Source organism: Rhodococcus sp. 14C212 (assembly GCF_011058195.1).
GTDB classification, from domain to species: Bacteria; Actinomycetota; Actinomycetes; order Mycobacteriales; family Mycobacteriaceae; genus Rhodococcus; species Rhodococcus aetherivorans.
Genome location: NZ_JAALEH010000179.1, coordinates 1 through 1,716, shown reverse-complemented (window position 1 = coordinate 1,716; position 1,716 = coordinate 1). Strand labels below are relative to the sequence as shown.

Annotated in this window: 2 protein-coding genes; both read right to left on the bottom strand. The window is 73.6% G+C overall.

The window, feature by feature from the left end; genetic code table 11:
* Positions 1-80: 80 nt before the first annotated feature.
* Entirely contained in the window at positions 81-1,364 is a 1,284-nt protein-coding gene (gene coaBC, locus G6038_RS30390) for a bifunctional phosphopantothenoylcysteine decarboxylase/phosphopantothenate--cysteine ligase CoaBC (RefSeq protein ID WP_165042591.1), read from the bottom strand.
* Positions 1,361-1,663, bottom strand: coding sequence for a DNA-directed RNA polymerase subunit omega (gene rpoZ / locus G6038_RS30385; RefSeq protein WP_165042589.1), 303 nt, complete (start codon positions 1,661-1,663; stop codon positions 1,361-1,363). The genes coaBC and rpoZ overlap by 4 nt, the downstream gene beginning before the upstream one ends.
* Positions 1,664-1,716: the final 53 nt, after the last annotated feature.

Here is a 1,716-nt window from a genome sequence, read left to right as displayed (position 1 = left end):
CGCCCCCGATGTCACGGGCGCGCCGCCCCCGATGTCACGGGCGTGCCGCCCCCGATGTCACGGGCGTGCCGCCCCCGATCTCACGGGCGTTCCGGCGCCAGCAGCGGCCGCAGCGCGTCGAGGACACGGCTGGCCATCAGCGCCTTGGAGCCGTGCGCGAGGGCGGTCTCGGACCCGTCCGCGGCCAGCAACCAGCCGTCGTTGTGGTCGACCTCGAACGCCTTCCCGTCGCCGACGGCGTTGACGACCAGCAGGTCGCAGCCCTTGCGGGCCAGCTTGGCGCGGGCGTGGGTGAGGACGTCGCCCTCGGCGTCGCCCGTTTCGGCGGCGAAGCCGACGATGACGGTGCTCGCCGGCAGCGCGCCCTCGGTGCGGGCGTTCACCAGACCGGCGAGGATGTCCTCGTTCTTGGTCAGCGCGATCGCGTCCGGCTCACCCCGGCCCTTCTTGATCTTGCTGGTGGCGAAGGTGGTGGGCCGGAAGTCGGCGACGGCCGCGGACATGACGACCGCATCGGCGCCGGCGGCGTGCTTGGTGACCGCGGCCTGCATCTGGGCGGCGGTCTGCACCCGCACCACGTCCACCGCGGCGGGATCGGCCAGCCCGGCCACGGCCCCGGCGACGAGGGTGACCTCGGCGCCGCGCTGGGCGGCCAGCCGGGCGAGGGCGTAGCCCTGCTTGCCGGAGCTGCGGTTGCCGAGGAACCGGACCGGGTCCAACGGTTCGCGGGTGCCGCCGGCGGAGACGACGATGCGCCGGCCGGTCAGGTCCCGCGGCAACGCGTCGGGCCGTTCGAGCAGCAGCGACGCCAGGCCGAAGATCTCCTCGGGCTCGGGCAGCCGGCCGGCACCGGTGTCGTGCCCGGTGAGCCGGCCGGAGGCGGGCTCGACGACGACGGCGCCGCGACGGCGCAGGGTGGCGACGTTGTCCACCGTCGCGGGGTGTTCCCACATCTCGGTGTGCATCGCCGGCGCGAACACGACCGGGCACCGCGCGGTGAGCAGCGTGGCGGTGAGCAGGTCGTCGGCGCGACCGTGGGCGGCGCGGGCCATCAGGTCGGCGGTGGCGGGGGCGACGACGACGAGGTCGGCCTCCTGCCCGAGCCGCACGTGCGGCACCTGGGGCACGTCGGCGAACACGCCGGTGTGCACGGGGTTGCCGGACAGGGCCTCGAAGGTGGCGCGGCCGACGAACTCGAGCGCCGAGTCCGTCGGGATGACCCGTACGTGGTGTCCGCTCTCGGTGAAGGCGCGGATCAGCGCACAGGCCTTGTACGCGGCGATGCCGCCGCCGACGCCGATGACGACGCGGCGGCGCTGCCCGAATTCCGAGTGGTCCGCGGTGCCCGCGGCGCGCTGGCTCACTCGCCTTCGGCGTGCTCGAGCAGGTCTGCGTGGATCTCCCGCAGCGCGATCGACAGCGGCTTCTCCTGCAGGCCCGGCTCGACGAGCGGGCCGACGTACTCGAGGATGCCGTCGCCGAGCTGGTTGTAGTAGTCGTTGATCTGCCGGGCGCGCTTGGCCGCGTAGATCACCAGCGCGTACTTCGAGGAGGTGCGCTCGAGCAGCTCGTCGATGGGCGGGTTGGTGATGCCCAGCGGGGTGTCGTAGGCCGGCAGGTCGTGCCCGGCGGTGTCGGACACGACTGCTTGGGTGCTGCTCACTCGGTATTCTCCTGTGTCGTTCCGGAGCTCTGGTGGGGTCCGGGGTTCGGGGT